The following is a 14,046-nucleotide window of genomic DNA, read 5'->3' as shown; positions in this document are numbered from 1 at the left end:
TGTTTTTTATTTTTCTCTTTTCCTGTTGATTGCATCCAGAACCATATCCATCTTTTGTTGTAGTTCATAATCCCCTGAAATTTCAATGAAAGGAATATTCATCTCAGACAGCCATTCCAGATGAGCCTTTAAAGTCCTGGTGGCAATCCCGGTATTGTAATCATAATCTTTAGCCCAATCTATGAATTCCTGATATTTTTGAGCTTTTTCCGGATGAGTGAAAATTTCATCACCATATCTTTCATATTCCCTTTTTTTCAATCTTTCCATTCGTATTTCAGGAGGAAGATAGAGAAATACAATCAGATCAAATACCGGAAATACATTTTCACCCCAATGAATGATTGAACCTCCGAAAATCCAGTTTTCAGTGGTATGAAGTTTATCCGAAACAAAGGTGTTCCTTATTTCAGGATTCTGTTTTTCTGTAAAAGGAATTTCAGTTTTAAGCCAGAAAAAATCATCACTGTCGAAGTATTCGATATTGAGTTTTTCAGACAATGCTTTTCCTAGAGTGGTAACGCCGGAGCCTGAAGCTCCGAAAATATGGAGCCTCATGATTTTGTTATAATCCAGTTATAAATCCCGTTCAGTACCTCTTCCCGTATTTCCTCATTCAGAATCTCATGGCGCATTTCCGGATAGATCTTTACGTCTACATGCTGAAAACCATCAGCTTTTAAGTTGTTGGCCGTATGTATTACGCCTTTTCCAAAATCACCGATCGGGTCATTCTGCCCGCTTACCAATAAAAAAGGAAATGATTTCGGAATGGAAGAAGTCCAGTTCCTTGATGTAGCTTTTTTATAGATGGTAAATAAGGTATAAAAAGCATTATGGGTAAACGGAATTCCGCAGAGCTCATCCTCTTCAAATTTCTTTCTGTTTTCAGGATTTACACTGAGCCAGCTGGTATCACTGAAATCTTTGTCCTTTTTAAAATGTTTGTTATTGACACTCGTAAAAACAGAATTCAAAAAAGTACGGTGACGAGGAGCGATAGCTGTGGCTAATGACAAATAACCTCTCAATATATCGATTCCCGGTAAAGGTCCGCCGGTTCCTGTAATGATAGCCCCTGAAAATTTCTTGCTAGCCTTTTGAAGAAGACAACGAGTAATAAAAGATCCCATAGAATGCCCTAAAATAAAACGCGGAACATCCGGATATTGTTCTGCAAGGTGATCAGCCATCATTTCGGTATCGGCAACAAGCCTTTCATCCGGTTTTTCAAGCTGAAAGAAGCCAATGTCTTTTTTCTCTTTTACAGATTTTCCATGTCCCAAGTGGTCATACGTCAATACAGCAATCCCATGAGCTGCAAAATATTCTGCAATCTCTGCATATCTTCCGCTGTGTTCCTGCATGCCGTGAACAATGAGCAGGGTGACTTTTGCTGTTTCCGGGGAAAAAAGAGTGTAGAAAAGCTGGGATTGGCTGTTTATATTGGAAACTAAGTAGTCTGATTTTTGGGAGAGAATCATTATAAATAGAATATTATTTTATTTCAATATCTGGGAGCTTATAATTTCCAACCTTTTCAATTAATTTTGAAGTATTGGTTTTTAAATTATTAAAGAAAGATTCCATATTTTCAGGATACCCTCTTTCACTCAGTGCAAAAAGGAGGACTCCTTTATTTTTTCCATTGCTAATAATTTTGTAGCGATAAATATTTCTTTCAGCAATGAGTATTTCCTTGCCGTCCTTTGAATTATCACTGATAAGAAAATCTAAAATATATTCTTCTTTATTTTCAAAAATCTGATAATTGACAACCGGATTGTTTTTTTTCATTTTCTGCAATTCCGCTACTTTTTGATCGACAACATCTTTGATATTAAAATCCCCTTTTACAAAATCGATCAATACCATACTGTTGTATCTATTGACGTTTTCATTTGAACTGATATATTCCTGTTTGAAATAGTTTTCATTAGGATGCGAGCTCCATATGAGATTATATTCATTTTGATTCAATTGAATGGGACCTGGTATATTTAAATAATCATTTACTTTATTTTGAGCGTTCACGTACACAAGAGGTATTATTAAAAGTAGAATCAGAATTTTAATTTTCATTTATATAAATTTATAGTAAATATAATCCATTTTAAATAGGTGTGAAAGTAAAAATATATAAATGAAGTGATATTCAACCTCATGATTTTCACCCTAACTGAAAATAAATATCCTTTAGAATTTGGTCGTCATTTTTTTTAAAAGTAATTTTGCACGAATCTAAAAACAAAAGTAAAATATGTCAACTTATGTAGTTGTAGGTCTTCAGTACGGAGATGAAGGCAAAGGAAAAATCACGGATGTTTTATCAGCAAAATCGGACTATGTAGTGCGTTTCCAGGGTGGAGACAACGCTGGTCACACGGTTTATGTGGGTGATGAGAAATTCGTTCTACACCTTCTTCCTTCAGGAGTTCTTCAATGCAAAGGGAAATGTATCATTGCGAACGGAGTAGTGGTAAACCCTAAATCTTTTATTAAAGAAGTTGGTCAGATCGAGAGCAAAGGCTTGAGGACAGATCATATCTTTATCAGCAGAAGAGCACATGTGATCATGCCTTACCACATCCTTTTGGATACTTACCGTGAAGAGGAGCACGGAGGAACTCAGATCGGAACTACCAAAAAAGGAATCGGACCTTGTTATGAAGATAAAATTGCAAGAGTTGGAATCAGAATGGTAGACCTTTTAAATCCTGAGATTTTAAGAGATAAAATCGAGAAAAACTTAAAAGTTAAGAATTCTCTTTTTGAAAAATATTATGGGAAACCGGCTTTAGACGTTGAAGAAATCTACAACGAATATTTAGCCATTGGAAAGCAGCTTCAGGACAGAATCGTTGATACTGAATTGGAATTAAACGAAGCGATCAGAGACGGTAAAAACGTTTTATTCGAAGGAGCACAGGCGTTAATGCTTGATATCGACTTCGGAACTTATCCATATGTAACTTCATCATCTCCATCTACAGGTGGTGTTTGTTCAGGAGCAGGAGTTCCGCCAACGTCACTTCAAAACCTGATCGGTGTAGCAAAAGCATACTGCACAAGAGTTGGAAACGGACCTTTCCCTTCTGAACTGGATAACGAACTGGGTGAAAAAATCAGACAGATCGGTGGTGAATTCGGAGCAACGACAGGAAGACCAAGGAGAACAGGCTGGTTAGATCTTGTTTCTTTAAAGCATGCCTGTATGATCAACGGTATCAATAATCTTGTGATCACTAAGCTTGACGTTCTTACAGGAATTGAGAACCTGAAAGTAGTAACCCATTACAAAACTGAAGACGGAAAAATCATCGATTATTTTACTTCTTCAACAGAAAAACTATACAACTACGAACCAATTTATCAGGATTTACCAGGTTGGAGCGAAGATATTACTAAAGCAAGAAGCTATGATGAACTTCCTGACACTGCTCAGAAATACATCGAGTTTATTGAAAAATACTTAGGAATCAATGTTTATTTAGTTTCTGTAGGTCCTGAAAGAAGCCAGAACATCATCAGAAAAGAATTATTCTAATATTCGTAAAGATAAAAATAACAGAGAGATCATCATGGGATGGTCTCTTTTTTTGTTTTAAAAAAAACTTTTTCAATTTTTAATCAATCCTTATCAAGGTTCAAAACCTTGACAAGGATAGGCAGCCCTTTATTCAAGCATTAATCCCAATTTTGAATTTTTGCATACTTTTGCTTTAAGATAAAGTGTACAAAAGAGAAATTATGGAAGAGAATAAAATACCCCAGCGTTTTCTGGATAATATTGTGATCAGTTTGTATCTTACCATTGCTTATGCTGTTTTATTTATGGTATATTTAGGGCTACCATTCCGTCTAAGTTCAAATTTTTTACTGATCCTTTTTATTGTCTGCAGTTTGCTTTTTAGTACGGGCGGAATCTATTTTGCTGCAAAAAGCTTTTTGAAAACAAAGATCAGTTCAGTTATTCTCATTGTTATTAATGCGCTGGGATTATTAGTACCGCTTACTCTTATTCTACTGCTTTTATAATTTCTTTACTAAGCTTGTACTCTGTTATTTGTGTTTCTTTATTTGTATGAAAAATGGTAGTGCTTTTCTTGATAAACTTTCTATTTATAAATGTTAAAATTTAAACTTTATCATAAAATTTTCTAATATTATGTTGTTTTGATAAAATTTTGGCAGATGTTTTGATATTGAAACAGTACTTATCGATAAGAATAATAAAACTAATAATCAAAATTTTTAACAGTTTAAATAGTAGTAGTGATGAAACAACATAACCAAAACCAGGAATTTCGGTTTAACGAAGTCCTGTTCGAGCACCGCAATAAAGACTATGGTGCTTATGTATTAAGAAACGAATCAGATAGAATATTAACCAAAGCACTTTTTATAGGAGCAAGTTTAATGGCGGCTGTATCTATTACGCCGTTTGTAATTTCTGCATTGAAGCCTGTAGAAACTACAACAGGTGAAGGATATGTACTTCCTCCGCCAGTATTAATTCCTGACGATCCGGTTGCTCCTCCGGTAAAAATTACTCCGGTAAAGCCTGAAACAGCTCCCAATACAAAGACGTTTGACAGTACGGTGCCTACGCCATCAAGTACAGCTCAGGATAATGTGAAAAATGATCCGATTCCTGATGATGCGGTAGCAGGTTTTAAAGACAATTTTAAAGGAGAACCTGTGGTGCCTAATACACCTAATGTTCCAACAGTAACAGTAGGAACAGGGCCTGTAATCACGACACCTCCACCTGTGATTGCTGATCCGGTGGATAAAACAAAAATTGCTGAAGCAGGAGAACTTGGCGTAGAAGCCAGTTATCCGGGAGGAATAGACTCCTTCAGAAATAAAGTAATGAACAGCTTCGACGGTTCAGGATTTGAATCAGAAGATGTGGTAAAAACGACAGTTACCTTTATTGTAGAAATGGACGGAACCATCTCAGGGGTAAAAGCTAACGGAACCAACGCCGATTTTAACAATGAGGCAATGAGAACTATTAAAACAATTTCCAGTAAAGGAAAATGGATTCCCGCCAAAAACAAAAAAGGAGAATACGTAAGAAGTTATTTCAAATTTCCAATCTCAATGAAATTTGATAATTAATACGGAAAAGTAAATTTCAAATAGTTATCCACAAAGATTTTTTTTTGTGGATAATTTTTTTTATCGTTAAATTGCTTATTAACAATATTTTAACTCAATTTTGATTTTCTCCACTCACCGAGAGCAAAGAAAAAAGTGTATTTTTGAATCTTAAAGTTCTAATAATGGCAAAAATCATAGGTATTGCTAATCAAAAAGGAGGTGTTGGTAAAACTACCACCGCTGTAAATTTGGCAGCAGCATTAGGAGTATTGGAAAAAAGAATATTAATCATTGATGCTGACCCTCAGGCGAATGCAACATCCGGTCTGGGTGTTGAAGATGTTCAGTATTCTACATATAATCTACTGGAGCACAGTGCGGATACGAGGGTTTGTATCAAAAGGACAGCGACTCCGAATCTGGATATTATTCCGTCACACATCGACCTGGTAGCTGCAGAAATCGAATTGGTAGACAAGGAAGACCGTGAGTATATGCTGAAAAAAGCATTGGCCAGTGTGAGAGATGATTATGACTATATCATTATCGACTGTGCACCGAGTTTAGGTCTTATTACAGTAAACGCCCTTACTGCGGCAGATTCTGTAATTATTCCGATCCAATGCGAATACTTTGCATTAGAGGGGCTTGGAAAGCTTTTGAATACCGTTAAAAACGTTCAGAAGATCCATAATAAAGATCTTGGAATAGAAGGTCTTCTTCTTACCATGTATGACAGCCGTCTTAGATTATCCAATCAGGTAGTGGAAGAAGTAAATTTACACTTCCCGGAGATGGTTTTTGAAACCATTATCAGCAGAAATGTAAGATTGAGTGAAGCACCAAGTTTCGGGGAAAGTATCCTGAATTATGATGCAGAAAGTAAGGGAGCTGTTCAGTATATTCAGTTAGCTGAAGAGGTTCTTTTAAAGAATGAAAACTTAATAAAGAATTAAATTAATAATAAATGGGCAATAAGTGAATGCCGGTCATTCACTTCTCAAACATCATTTATCAATTATATCTATGAAGGACAAAAAAAGAGCTATGGGACGCGGCCTGGGTGCCATTTTAAGTGCAGAATCCAAAGCAACGATCAATTCAGCTACTGATGAAGGAGCAGATAAGTTTGTGGGAAATATTGTAGAAGTTGCGCTTGAAGATATCTATCCGAACCCGACGCAGCCGAGAACTTATTTTGATGAAAAAGCATTAAACGAACTTGCACAGTCTATTAAAAATTTAGGAGTGATCCAGCCGATTACCCTGAGAAAAGACGGTGAAAAGTTTGAAATCATTTCCGGGGAAAGACGTTACAGAGCAACTAAAATTGCCGGGTTAACGACTATTCCTGCCTATATCCGTTTAGTCAACGATCAGGAACTTCTTGAGATGGCTCTTGTTGAAAACATCCAGAGAGAAGACCTGGATGCTATCGAAATCGCCCTGACTTATCACAGGCTTCTTGAAGAGATCGGTCTTACTCAGGAAACGCTGAGCCAGAGAGTAGGAAAGGATAGAAGTACCATTACCAACTCTATCAGATTATTAAGACTGAATCCGGATATCCAGAATGCGATCAGAAGCGGTGAAATTTCTGCAGGACACGGAAGAGCTATTATCAGTCTTGAAAGTGAAGAAGATCAGCAGGTTCTGTTTGATCTTATTATCAAAGAAAAATTAAATGTTCGTCAGGCAGAGCAGGCAGCTGCTGCATTGAAGAACCCGAAGTCTCCTGCTGCTAAAAAAGCAAAAGTGGAGCTTTCCAATAATTATAAAAAAGCCCAGAAGACCATTGCTGATATCTTAGATGTAAAAGTAGAGATCAAAGCTTCTGGAAATGGTAAAAAAGGTAAAATTGTTCTGGACTTCAAAAATGAAGAAGAGCTGGAATATATTTTATCCCATATTAAATAAATGAAGAAAATATTTTTCACATTTTTCTTGTGTATCGCTGCACTGGCTTATTCACAAGTAAAACCTATCGATACGGTTCGGATGCAGACTCCTCCGAAAGAGGAGCCACGTGTGGTAAAGCCAGGCAAAACAGAAGCAAAAATCATTGAAGATCTTGAAAAAGCTAATGGACCTACCGCAAAAACCATAAAGCTGAATCCTACCAGAGCAGGATTGTATTCTGCTGTTTTACCTGGATTGGGACAGTTTTATAATAAAAAATACTGGAAAATTCCTATTGTTTGGGGAGCTGTAGGAGCAGGAGTAGGTATTGCCGTATGGAATGATAATCAGTACAAAAAATACCGTGAATATTATGTGGCTAAACTGAACGGTACTCCCAATGAATTTGTAGACAGCCATCCGTGGTTAGACAAAAGAGCTTTGGGAAATGCACAGGACAGAGCCAAAAGACAAAGGGATTATGCTATCGCCATTACAGGATTGATCTATATTCTGAATATTGTAGACGCTGTAGTAGATGCACACCTTTACGAAAGCCGCCATGATCCGGATTTGGTTTTTAAGCCATCGGTTATTCAGGATCAGTATGGTTATAGTGCTCCGAAAACAGGATTCAGTTTAAGTTATAGATTTTAAAATACAATATATCTGCAGGAAAATCATATTTTGAATGCAGGATTAAAAATTAAAAAGATTATATGAAAATAGCATTAGTTGGTTACGGTAAAATGGGTAAGATCATTGATGAGATCGCACAGAAGAGAGGTCATGAAGTAGTAGCCCGTCTGAAGGAAACTCCAACTGCTGAAAATCTTAATAATCCGGATGTCGTGATTGAGTTCTCATTGCCGGAAGTGGCGTTTGAAAATATCAAAGCTTGTCTTGAAAACAAAATTCCTGTGATCTGCGGAACGACGGGTTGGCTTGAGAAAAAAGCTGAAATAGAAAAACTGGCTGTCGAAAATGATACGGCATTTTTATATGGCTCCAACTTCAGTTTAGGAGTGAATTTATTTTTTGCTCTGAACGAAAAGCTTGCGGATCTGATGAAAAACGTAGATGAATACTCCTGCCAGCTGGAAGAAATTCACCACATCCATAAAAAAGATGCACCAAGTGGAACAGCAATCTCCATCGCAGAAGGAATTATCCAGAACAATCCGAAATTCGACGCCTGGAAACTAGAAGAAACAGAAGGTAAACAGCTTGGAATTTTTGCAGTACGTGAAGATGAGGTTCCGGGAACCCACAGTGTGTATTACAGAAGCGAAGTCGATGAAATTGAGATCAAACATACTGCTTTTAACAGGAACGGTTTTGCACTGGGAGCTGTAGTGGCTGCTGAGTGGATTAAAGATAAAAAAGGAAACTTCGGAATGAAAGATGTTTTGGGGCTTTAATTTGTAACAAATTCTGTAAATTGCAGACCAATAATACAGAAAATGATGAATAGTGAATTGTAAACAGCGTCCTGCTTTTATCATTTATTACTCATCATTTTATCATTTATATCATAAGAATAGGCACAAAAATTTATGAATTATTTTTTAACTTATACAGTATATGTCCTCATACTATCCGTATTGATGGGGATTTCATCTTGGAAGCTGTTCAAGAAAATGGGGTATAGCCCTTTATTCGCTTTTATCCCTTTCTACAATTATTTCATTATTCTGAAGGAAACAAAGCATCCGAAATGGTGGGCAATTCTATCATATCTTCCGATTGTAGGACCCATCATGATGTCTGTTTTTCACCTTTACTTGGTGAAAAAATTTGGGAAGACACTTTTCAAGGACCAGATTCTTACGGTGATCCTGCCGTTTATTTATATGGCAGTGATCAACTATTCTAAAGATATAGAGTTAGAAGATGAAAATGTAGATAATCTTTTCCTTACTGATGAGGAAAAAAATGACAAAAAGAAAGATACATTCGTCGGTTCAATTACCTTTGCAGTAGTTTTTGCAACGATCATTCACGTTTTTGTAACCCAGCCATTCGGTATTCCTACAGGGTCTATGGAGAGAACATTATTGGTGGGGGACTTCCTTTTTGTTAATAAATGGAGCTACGGATACAGACTTCCAATGCGCCCGGTAGCAATTCCTTTCCTGCAGGGAACCATTATGGATACAGGACAGAAAGGGAATCCGAAAGATGATCCGAAATCTTATGTAGATGCTGTAAAGCTTCCTTATACAAGAATTTTACAATTCAATAAACCGCAGAAAAATGATGTGGTGGTTTTCAATTATCCTCAGGATTCTGTACATACTGCCATTGACAGAAAAGATCCATACGTAAAAAGATGTGTGGCTACTGCAGGAGACACTTTCGAAATGAGAGCCGGAAGACTTTTCGTTAACGGAAAGCCTGAAACGGTTTTGGGTGACCAGGAAGTACAGCACAGATATATCGTAACTACAGATGCGCAATTAGATATCCCTACCTTATATAAAGCCTATGGATTTTTGCCGGTTCAGGAAGTACAGCAGAACAGCGGAGGTTACCTTTATGGGTTTCAGGGCTTAACGGATAAAACGGCTAAAGAAATCAAAGAACTTCCTCATGTTATTGATATGAAGGAGGAAATTTCGCCTAAAGGAGAAGCAGCAGTATATTACAGAGATGAGGCTAAAACTAAAATTGATACAACCCAGTCTATCTTCCCGATCAACAAACCTTGGAATCAGGATTGGTATGGTCCGGTTAGAATTCCTAAAAAGGGAGATGTTGTAGCTATTAACCAGGAAACCCTTCCAATGTACCAGTGGATTATCTCTGAATATGAGCACAACAGTCTGGAGAAAAAGAACGGAAAAATCTTCATCAACGGCAAAGAAGCGAATCAATATACGATTCAACAGGATTATTATATGATGATCGGGGATAACAGGGATGCTTCGTTAGATGCCAGATTCTTTGGTTTCGTTCCTGAAGAAAATATTGTTGGAAAACCCATGTTTACATGGATGAGCTTACAGGGAGCATTTGCAGACAACAGTTCTACCTATCAGGCACCATTCAAAATCCGTTGGGAAAGAATGTTCAAAGCAACCAATACAGGAGAAGCCAATAAAACTTCATACTGGTGGATTGCAGCAATGATTCTGATCCTGTTCTTCGGATGGGAGTATTTTGTGAAATTATTCAGAAAGAAAAAAACTGAAGACGACTAATAGAAAAAATTAAACTTAAAATAGAATGAAGTATTTGAAAAAATACTTCATTTTTGCATTATGAATATGACGAATGTATTATTGCCGGCATTTTATATGCCCCCAATCTCATGGTTCTCAGTGTTTTTAAACCCTGAGAATGAAATTGTATTTGAACAGTTTGAAAATTTCCCGAAGCAGACTTACAGAAACAGAGCCAATATCTATGGTGCCAACGGAAAATTGTCATTAATAATTCCTATCCATCATAACGGAAAAAGAGAATTTAAAGATATTGAAATTTCTTACCGTGAAGACTGGAGAACCCTTCACTGGAAATCAATAAAAACGGCTTACCAGAGTTCTCCTTATTTTGAATATTATGAGGATAAGTTCAGGAAAATATTTGATCTTAAAGAAAAATTTCTTCTCGATTTTAACCTTAAAGGGATAGAAGTGATCCAACAGATACTGAAAACGGAAAAGGCACACTCTTTGAATGAAGAATATATCAAAAATCCTGAAAATATCAACTTTAGGGAAAAGTTCTCGGCAAAGCTTCCCTCAGAATTTGAAATGGAAGAATATTATCAGACCTTTTCGGATAAATTCGGATTTTTGAAAGACCTGTCGGTTCTTGACCTTATTTGTAATAAAGGCCCGGAATCGCTGGTATATATAAAAAATATAAAACAACAATATTAGCATACAATCGCTGTTGATGACATTTTCAGTATAGCACAGATGAAGGCGGCGGTTGGCGTATATCTTAAAAATTAAATATCAACATATGAAAAAGGTATTATTAGCTGCAGTTTTTTTAGCAGGTTTTAGTTTCTCTTTTGCACAGGAATCTAAATCGAAAAGCATTGATCCAAATGAAGACAAAGATCTGATGACCTGGTATCATAAAGATTTTGCAACTTCAAAAGTATATGGAATAAATACGGCAAACGCTTATAAATATTTAGAATCCAAAGGATTGAAGCCTAAAACTGTAGTAGTGGGAGTGTTAGACAGTGGTGTACAGGTAGATCACCCCGGGTTGGTAAAAAACCTGTGGTCTAACCCCAATGAAATTCCTGGAAATGGCAAAGATGATGATGGAAACGGATATATCGATGATGTACATGGTTGGAACTTCATAGGAGGTAAAAATGGTGATATTGATATCGATAATATGGAGGTGACAAGAGTTGTGGCCAAATACAAACCCATTTTTGAAGGAGATGATTCCACAAAGAATAAAGCCAATCAGGCCAAAATGAAGGATGAGTTTGACATGTACATGAAGGCTAAGGATATGTTCAATAAAAAAAGTATTGAGGCTCAACAGAACTTCAGAACCTATTCTATGCTTAATGAGCTGATTCCTAATATGGTAAAATTGTTGGGAGGTAAGCCGGTAACTGCTGAAACGATTGCAGCTATTAAAGCGCCGACTGATCAGAGAGATGCCATAGCATTGGATTTCTTAGGTCAGATTTCACAAAGTCCTGAATTCAAGGGAAAATCAGCCGCTGAATTTGAAAAAAAGATGAAGGAGGAAATGAAAGAAGCAATTGATCATTTTGCTCCCGCAGCAAAACAGTACGATCTATCCTATGATCCAAGAAAAGAAATAGTAGGAGACAACTATGACGACTATTCTGAAAGGATTTATGGTAATAATCATTATGAAGGACCGGATGCAGAGCACGGAACCCATGTAGCAGGAATCATAGCAGGTCTTCCGCAAGGAAAAGAAGTTCAGTATGGAGTGGCTTCCAGAGTAGCCAAGATCATGTCCGTACGAACAGTTCCGAATGGAGATGAAAGAGATAAAGATGTTGCCAATGCCATCAGGTATGCTGTTGATAACGGAGCAAAAGTACTGAATATGAGCTTCGGTAAACCTGTTTCACCAGGCAAGAATGTGGTGTGGGATGCTTTTAAATATGCCGAAGATAAAGGCGTTCTTCTGGTAAAAGCCGCAGGTAACGAAAATGAAGATGTGGCAGAACACCTTGCATATCCTACCAACTTCAAAAATGTTACTGACGAAAAACCATTTGTAAGTAATGTTCTTGTGGTAGGGGCAAGCACCAATAAAAACAGTGCTTTGAGAGCAGATTTCTCCAACTATAATAAAAAGATGGTGAATGTTTTCGCTCCGGGAGAAGAAATTTATTCTACTGTTCCTAAAAATGAATACAAATACCTTCAGGGGACTTCCATGGCCTCTCCGGTGGTCGCTGGAGCAGCAGCCGTTCTATTGGCTTATATGCCGGAACTGAAGCCTTACCAGATCATTGAGGCTCTCGTGAAAAGCAGCAATCCAAGTACTGCCAACGGATTTGCAGATCAATCACAGGCTGGAGGAGTTATCGACCTGAAAAAAGCTGCAGAATATGCCTATAACAATTTCTATAAAGGTAAGCCGGTAGGTACAGTAAAGCCTTCGAAATCCATAAAAAAGGCTGTTAAAAAATAATTTATCTTCCTCTGTTTAAGAAGAAACCATAAAAAGTCCGAATTTTTTTCGGACTTTTTATTTTTTATTTTAAATTTTGGCACGGTTTTTTGTAACTTTATAGTAACAAAATAATAAACAACAAAATGAAAAAGTTACTACTTGCAGGGATGTTGGGAACATCACTTTTTGCAGTTTCGTGTTCCTCTGTTAATAAGGCAGCTACATCTCAAAATCAAAGAGCAGATTTCCTGAAAATGAAAGGAGACTGGCAGATTGTAAGCATAGATTATGATAAAGGTTATAAAATTAAGCCTTTTGATGAAGGTGCAGATGCACAGTGCTTCGTAGGAAGTCACTGGAGACTGATTCCTAATAACTGGACAGGAGCGTATACTTTAAATGGAGGTGGAAATTGCCCGGCAATTACACAACCTATCAAATTTGAAGTAAAAGACGGTAATACGTTTATGTTTAAAAAAATTGCTGAAGGTACAAAAGCAAAACAAAATACAGTAGGGTACAGCCTTACCCTGATCAATCAGACAACAGATCAGTTTTCGCTTGAGCAGGATGTTCCGTTTGAAGGGGGTAATGTAAAAGTAGTTTACAACTTCCAGAGAGCAGGAATGAAATAATTTATCAACATAAAAGATCAAAAAAAATGAAATTTACAAAAACATACGTAGGAGCTCTTTTCTTGTCATCAGCATTATTATTGACAAGCTGTGAAGCCGTTCAGAATTCAAACCATCAGCAGAGAGGTACAGCAGTAGGTGTAGCTTCAGGAGCAGTGCTTGGTGGTATCCTTGGTAATAATGTAGGTAAAGGTGGAAACGGTGCTATCGGAGCTGTATTAGGCGGTATTATCGGTGGTGTTGCAGGTAACGTTATCGGGAACAAAATGGATAAACAGGCAAGAGATATTAAAGAAACTTTGCCAGGTGCTCAGGTAGAAAGAGTAGGAGATGGTATTAAAGTAACCATGAATGAAAGCATTGTTAACTTTGCGTTTGACTCCTCAAACCTTACTTCTGTGGCACAGGGGAACCTTGATAAATTAGCTAAAGTATTAAGTGATAATCCGGATACAAATATCAATATCTATGGGTATACAGATAGCGTAGGTAAAGATGCTTATAACTTGGCCCTTTCTCAAAGAAGAGCTGATGCCGTGAAAGCCTATTTAGTGAAAAGTGGGATTGCTGGTAACAGAATGTTTACTAAAGGAGAAGGTAAAAATATGCCGGTTGCAAGCAATGATACAGATGAAGGAAGAGCTAAAAACAGAAGAGTAGAGTTTGCTATTACTGCCAATGAAAAAATGATTAATGATGCCAAACAGGGGCAATAGTTAATTTAATATATAAATATTTTCGTAAAAGACCGCTCCGGCGGTTTTTT

The 14,046-nt window shown here is 37.0% G+C and carries 15 protein-coding genes; 12 read left to right on the top strand and 3 right to left on the bottom strand.

Going from position 1 to position 14,046, the window contains the following annotated elements; all coding sequences use genetic code 11:
• Nucleotides 1-6 precede the first annotated feature (6 nt).
• Genes CRS_RS14245 through CRS_RS14235 form a run of 3 tightly spaced genes read right to left on the bottom strand, consistent with a single transcriptional unit; the run spans nucleotide 7 to nucleotide 2,082 of the window.
• Nucleotides 7-558 (bottom strand): AAA family ATPase, encoded by a 552-nt coding sequence (locus CRS_RS14245; RefSeq protein ID WP_142724689.1) that lies wholly within the window; start codon nucleotides 556-558, stop codon nucleotides 7-9.
• Nucleotides 555-1,484 (bottom strand): alpha/beta fold hydrolase, encoded by a 930-nt coding sequence (locus tag CRS_RS14240; RefSeq protein WP_142724688.1) that lies wholly within the window; start codon nucleotides 1,482-1,484, stop codon nucleotides 555-557. The genes CRS_RS14245 and CRS_RS14240 overlap by 4 nt, the downstream gene beginning before the upstream one ends.
• A gap of 13 nt (nucleotides 1,485-1,497) precedes the next feature.
• The gene (locus CRS_RS14235; RefSeq protein WP_142724687.1) at nucleotides 1,498-2,082 is read right to left on the bottom strand and encodes a hypothetical protein; all 585 of its coding nucleotides are present in this window, start codon (nucleotides 2,080-2,082) and stop codon (nucleotides 1,498-1,500) included.
• 178 nt (nucleotides 2,083-2,260) lie between these two features.
• On the opposite strand from CRS_RS14235, the gene CRS_RS14230 reads away from it, so the two are divergent.
• The 12 genes from CRS_RS14230 to CRS_RS14175 all read left to right on the top strand — a co-directional run bounded on the left by CRS_RS14230 (nucleotide 2,261) and on the right by CRS_RS14175 (nucleotide 13,996).
• The gene (locus tag CRS_RS14230) at nucleotides 2,261-3,547 is read left to right on the top strand and encodes an adenylosuccinate synthase (RefSeq protein WP_002981272.1); all 1,287 of its coding nucleotides are present in this window, start codon (nucleotides 2,261-2,263) and stop codon (nucleotides 3,545-3,547) included.
• 203 nt (nucleotides 3,548-3,750) lie between these two features.
• The gene (locus tag CRS_RS14225; protein ID WP_142724686.1) at nucleotides 3,751-4,038 is read left to right on the top strand and encodes a hypothetical protein; all 288 of its coding nucleotides are present in this window, start codon (nucleotides 3,751-3,753) and stop codon (nucleotides 4,036-4,038) included.
• Nucleotides 4,039-4,278: 240 nt separating this feature from the next.
• Nucleotides 4,279-5,127 carry an energy transducer TonB gene (locus tag CRS_RS14220; RefSeq protein WP_142724685.1) on the top strand — a complete coding sequence of 283 codons (849 nt, stop codon included), beginning with the start codon at nucleotides 4,279-4,281 and terminating at the stop codon, nucleotides 5,125-5,127.
• Nucleotides 5,128-5,291: 164 nt separating this feature from the next.
• Entirely contained in the window at nucleotides 5,292-6,065 is a 774-nt protein-coding gene (locus CRS_RS14215; RefSeq protein WP_002981269.1) for a ParA family protein, read from the top strand.
• A 70-nt stretch (nucleotides 6,066-6,135) separates the two neighbouring features.
• Complete coding sequence (locus CRS_RS14210) at nucleotides 6,136-7,026, top strand: ParB/RepB/Spo0J family partition protein (protein ID WP_002981266.1); 891 nt, start codon at nucleotides 6,136-6,138, stop codon at nucleotides 7,024-7,026.
• Nucleotides 7,027-7,665: a DUF5683 domain-containing protein gene (locus CRS_RS14205; protein ID WP_142724684.1), complete on the top strand. Its 639-nt coding sequence runs from the start codon at nucleotides 7,027-7,029 to the stop codon at nucleotides 7,663-7,665.
• Between the two features lie 62 nt (nucleotides 7,666-7,727).
• Nucleotides 7,728-8,429, top strand: coding sequence for a 4-hydroxy-tetrahydrodipicolinate reductase (dapB, locus tag CRS_RS14200; RefSeq protein ID WP_142724683.1), 702 nt, complete (start codon nucleotides 7,728-7,730; stop codon nucleotides 8,427-8,429).
• Between the two features lie 135 nt (nucleotides 8,430-8,564).
• Nucleotides 8,565-10,211, top strand: coding sequence for a signal peptidase I (lepB, locus tag CRS_RS14195; protein ID WP_142724682.1), 1,647 nt, complete (start codon nucleotides 8,565-8,567; stop codon nucleotides 10,209-10,211).
• Between the two features lie 60 nt (nucleotides 10,212-10,271).
• Entirely contained in the window at nucleotides 10,272-10,895 is a 624-nt protein-coding gene (locus tag CRS_RS14190) for a WbqC family protein (RefSeq protein ID WP_172617081.1), read from the top strand.
• 85 nt (nucleotides 10,896-10,980) lie between these two features.
• Nucleotides 10,981-12,663, top strand: coding sequence for a S8 family serine peptidase (locus CRS_RS14185; protein WP_142724680.1), 1,683 nt, complete (start codon nucleotides 10,981-10,983; stop codon nucleotides 12,661-12,663).
• Nucleotides 12,664-12,788: 125 nt separating this feature from the next.
• On the top strand, nucleotides 12,789-13,280 hold the full coding sequence (locus tag CRS_RS14180; protein ID WP_142724679.1) for a lipocalin family protein: 492 nt from the start codon (nucleotides 12,789-12,791) through the stop codon (nucleotides 13,278-13,280).
• 26 nt (nucleotides 13,281-13,306) lie between these two features.
• Entirely contained in the window at nucleotides 13,307-13,996 is a 690-nt protein-coding gene (locus CRS_RS14175; protein ID WP_142724678.1) for an OmpA family protein, read from the top strand.
• The last annotated feature ends 50 nt before the right edge of the window (nucleotides 13,997-14,046 follow it).

It is taken from the genome of Chryseobacterium sp. ON_d1 (assembly GCF_006829085.1).
Taxonomy (GTDB): Bacteria; Bacteroidota; Bacteroidia; order Flavobacteriales; family Weeksellaceae; genus Chryseobacterium.
This window is presented reverse-complemented; position numbering and strand designations above follow the sequence as displayed.

Excerpts from the sequence above, each read along its gene's own strand:
- CRS_RS14245 (WP_142724689.1), bottom strand. The coding sequence starts at position 558 with ATGAGGCTCCATATTTTCGGAGCTTCAGGCTCCGGCGTTACCACTCTA.
- CRS_RS14240 (WP_142724688.1), bottom strand. The coding sequence starts at position 1,484 with ATGATTCTCTCCCAAAAATCAGACTACTTAGTTTCCAATATAAACAGC.
- CRS_RS14235 (WP_142724687.1), bottom strand. The coding sequence starts at position 2,082 with ATGAAAATTAAAATTCTGATTCTACTTTTAATAATACCTCTTGTGTAC.
- CRS_RS14230 (WP_002981272.1), top strand. The coding sequence starts at position 2,261 with ATGTCAACTTATGTAGTTGTAGGTCTTCAGTACGGAGATGAAGGCAAA.
- CRS_RS14225 (WP_142724686.1), top strand. The coding sequence starts at position 3,751 with ATGGAAGAGAATAAAATACCCCAGCGTTTTCTGGATAATATTGTGATC.
- CRS_RS14220 (WP_142724685.1), top strand. The coding sequence starts at position 4,279 with ATGAAACAACATAACCAAAACCAGGAATTTCGGTTTAACGAAGTCCTG.
- CRS_RS14215 (WP_002981269.1), top strand. The coding sequence starts at position 5,292 with ATGGCAAAAATCATAGGTATTGCTAATCAAAAAGGAGGTGTTGGTAAA.
- CRS_RS14210 (WP_002981266.1), top strand. The coding sequence starts at position 6,136 with ATGAAGGACAAAAAAAGAGCTATGGGACGCGGCCTGGGTGCCATTTTA.
- CRS_RS14205 (WP_142724684.1), top strand. The coding sequence starts at position 7,027 with ATGAAGAAAATATTTTTCACATTTTTCTTGTGTATCGCTGCACTGGCT.
- dapB (WP_142724683.1), top strand. The coding sequence starts at position 7,728 with ATGAAAATAGCATTAGTTGGTTACGGTAAAATGGGTAAGATCATTGAT.
- lepB (WP_142724682.1), top strand. The coding sequence starts at position 8,565 with ATGAATTATTTTTTAACTTATACAGTATATGTCCTCATACTATCCGTA.
- CRS_RS14190 (WP_172617081.1), top strand. The coding sequence starts at position 10,272 with ATGAATATGACGAATGTATTATTGCCGGCATTTTATATGCCCCCAATC.
- CRS_RS14185 (WP_142724680.1), top strand. The coding sequence starts at position 10,981 with ATGAAAAAGGTATTATTAGCTGCAGTTTTTTTAGCAGGTTTTAGTTTC.
- CRS_RS14180 (WP_142724679.1), top strand. The coding sequence starts at position 12,789 with ATGAAAAAGTTACTACTTGCAGGGATGTTGGGAACATCACTTTTTGCA.
- CRS_RS14175 (WP_142724678.1), top strand. The coding sequence starts at position 13,307 with ATGAAATTTACAAAAACATACGTAGGAGCTCTTTTCTTGTCATCAGCA.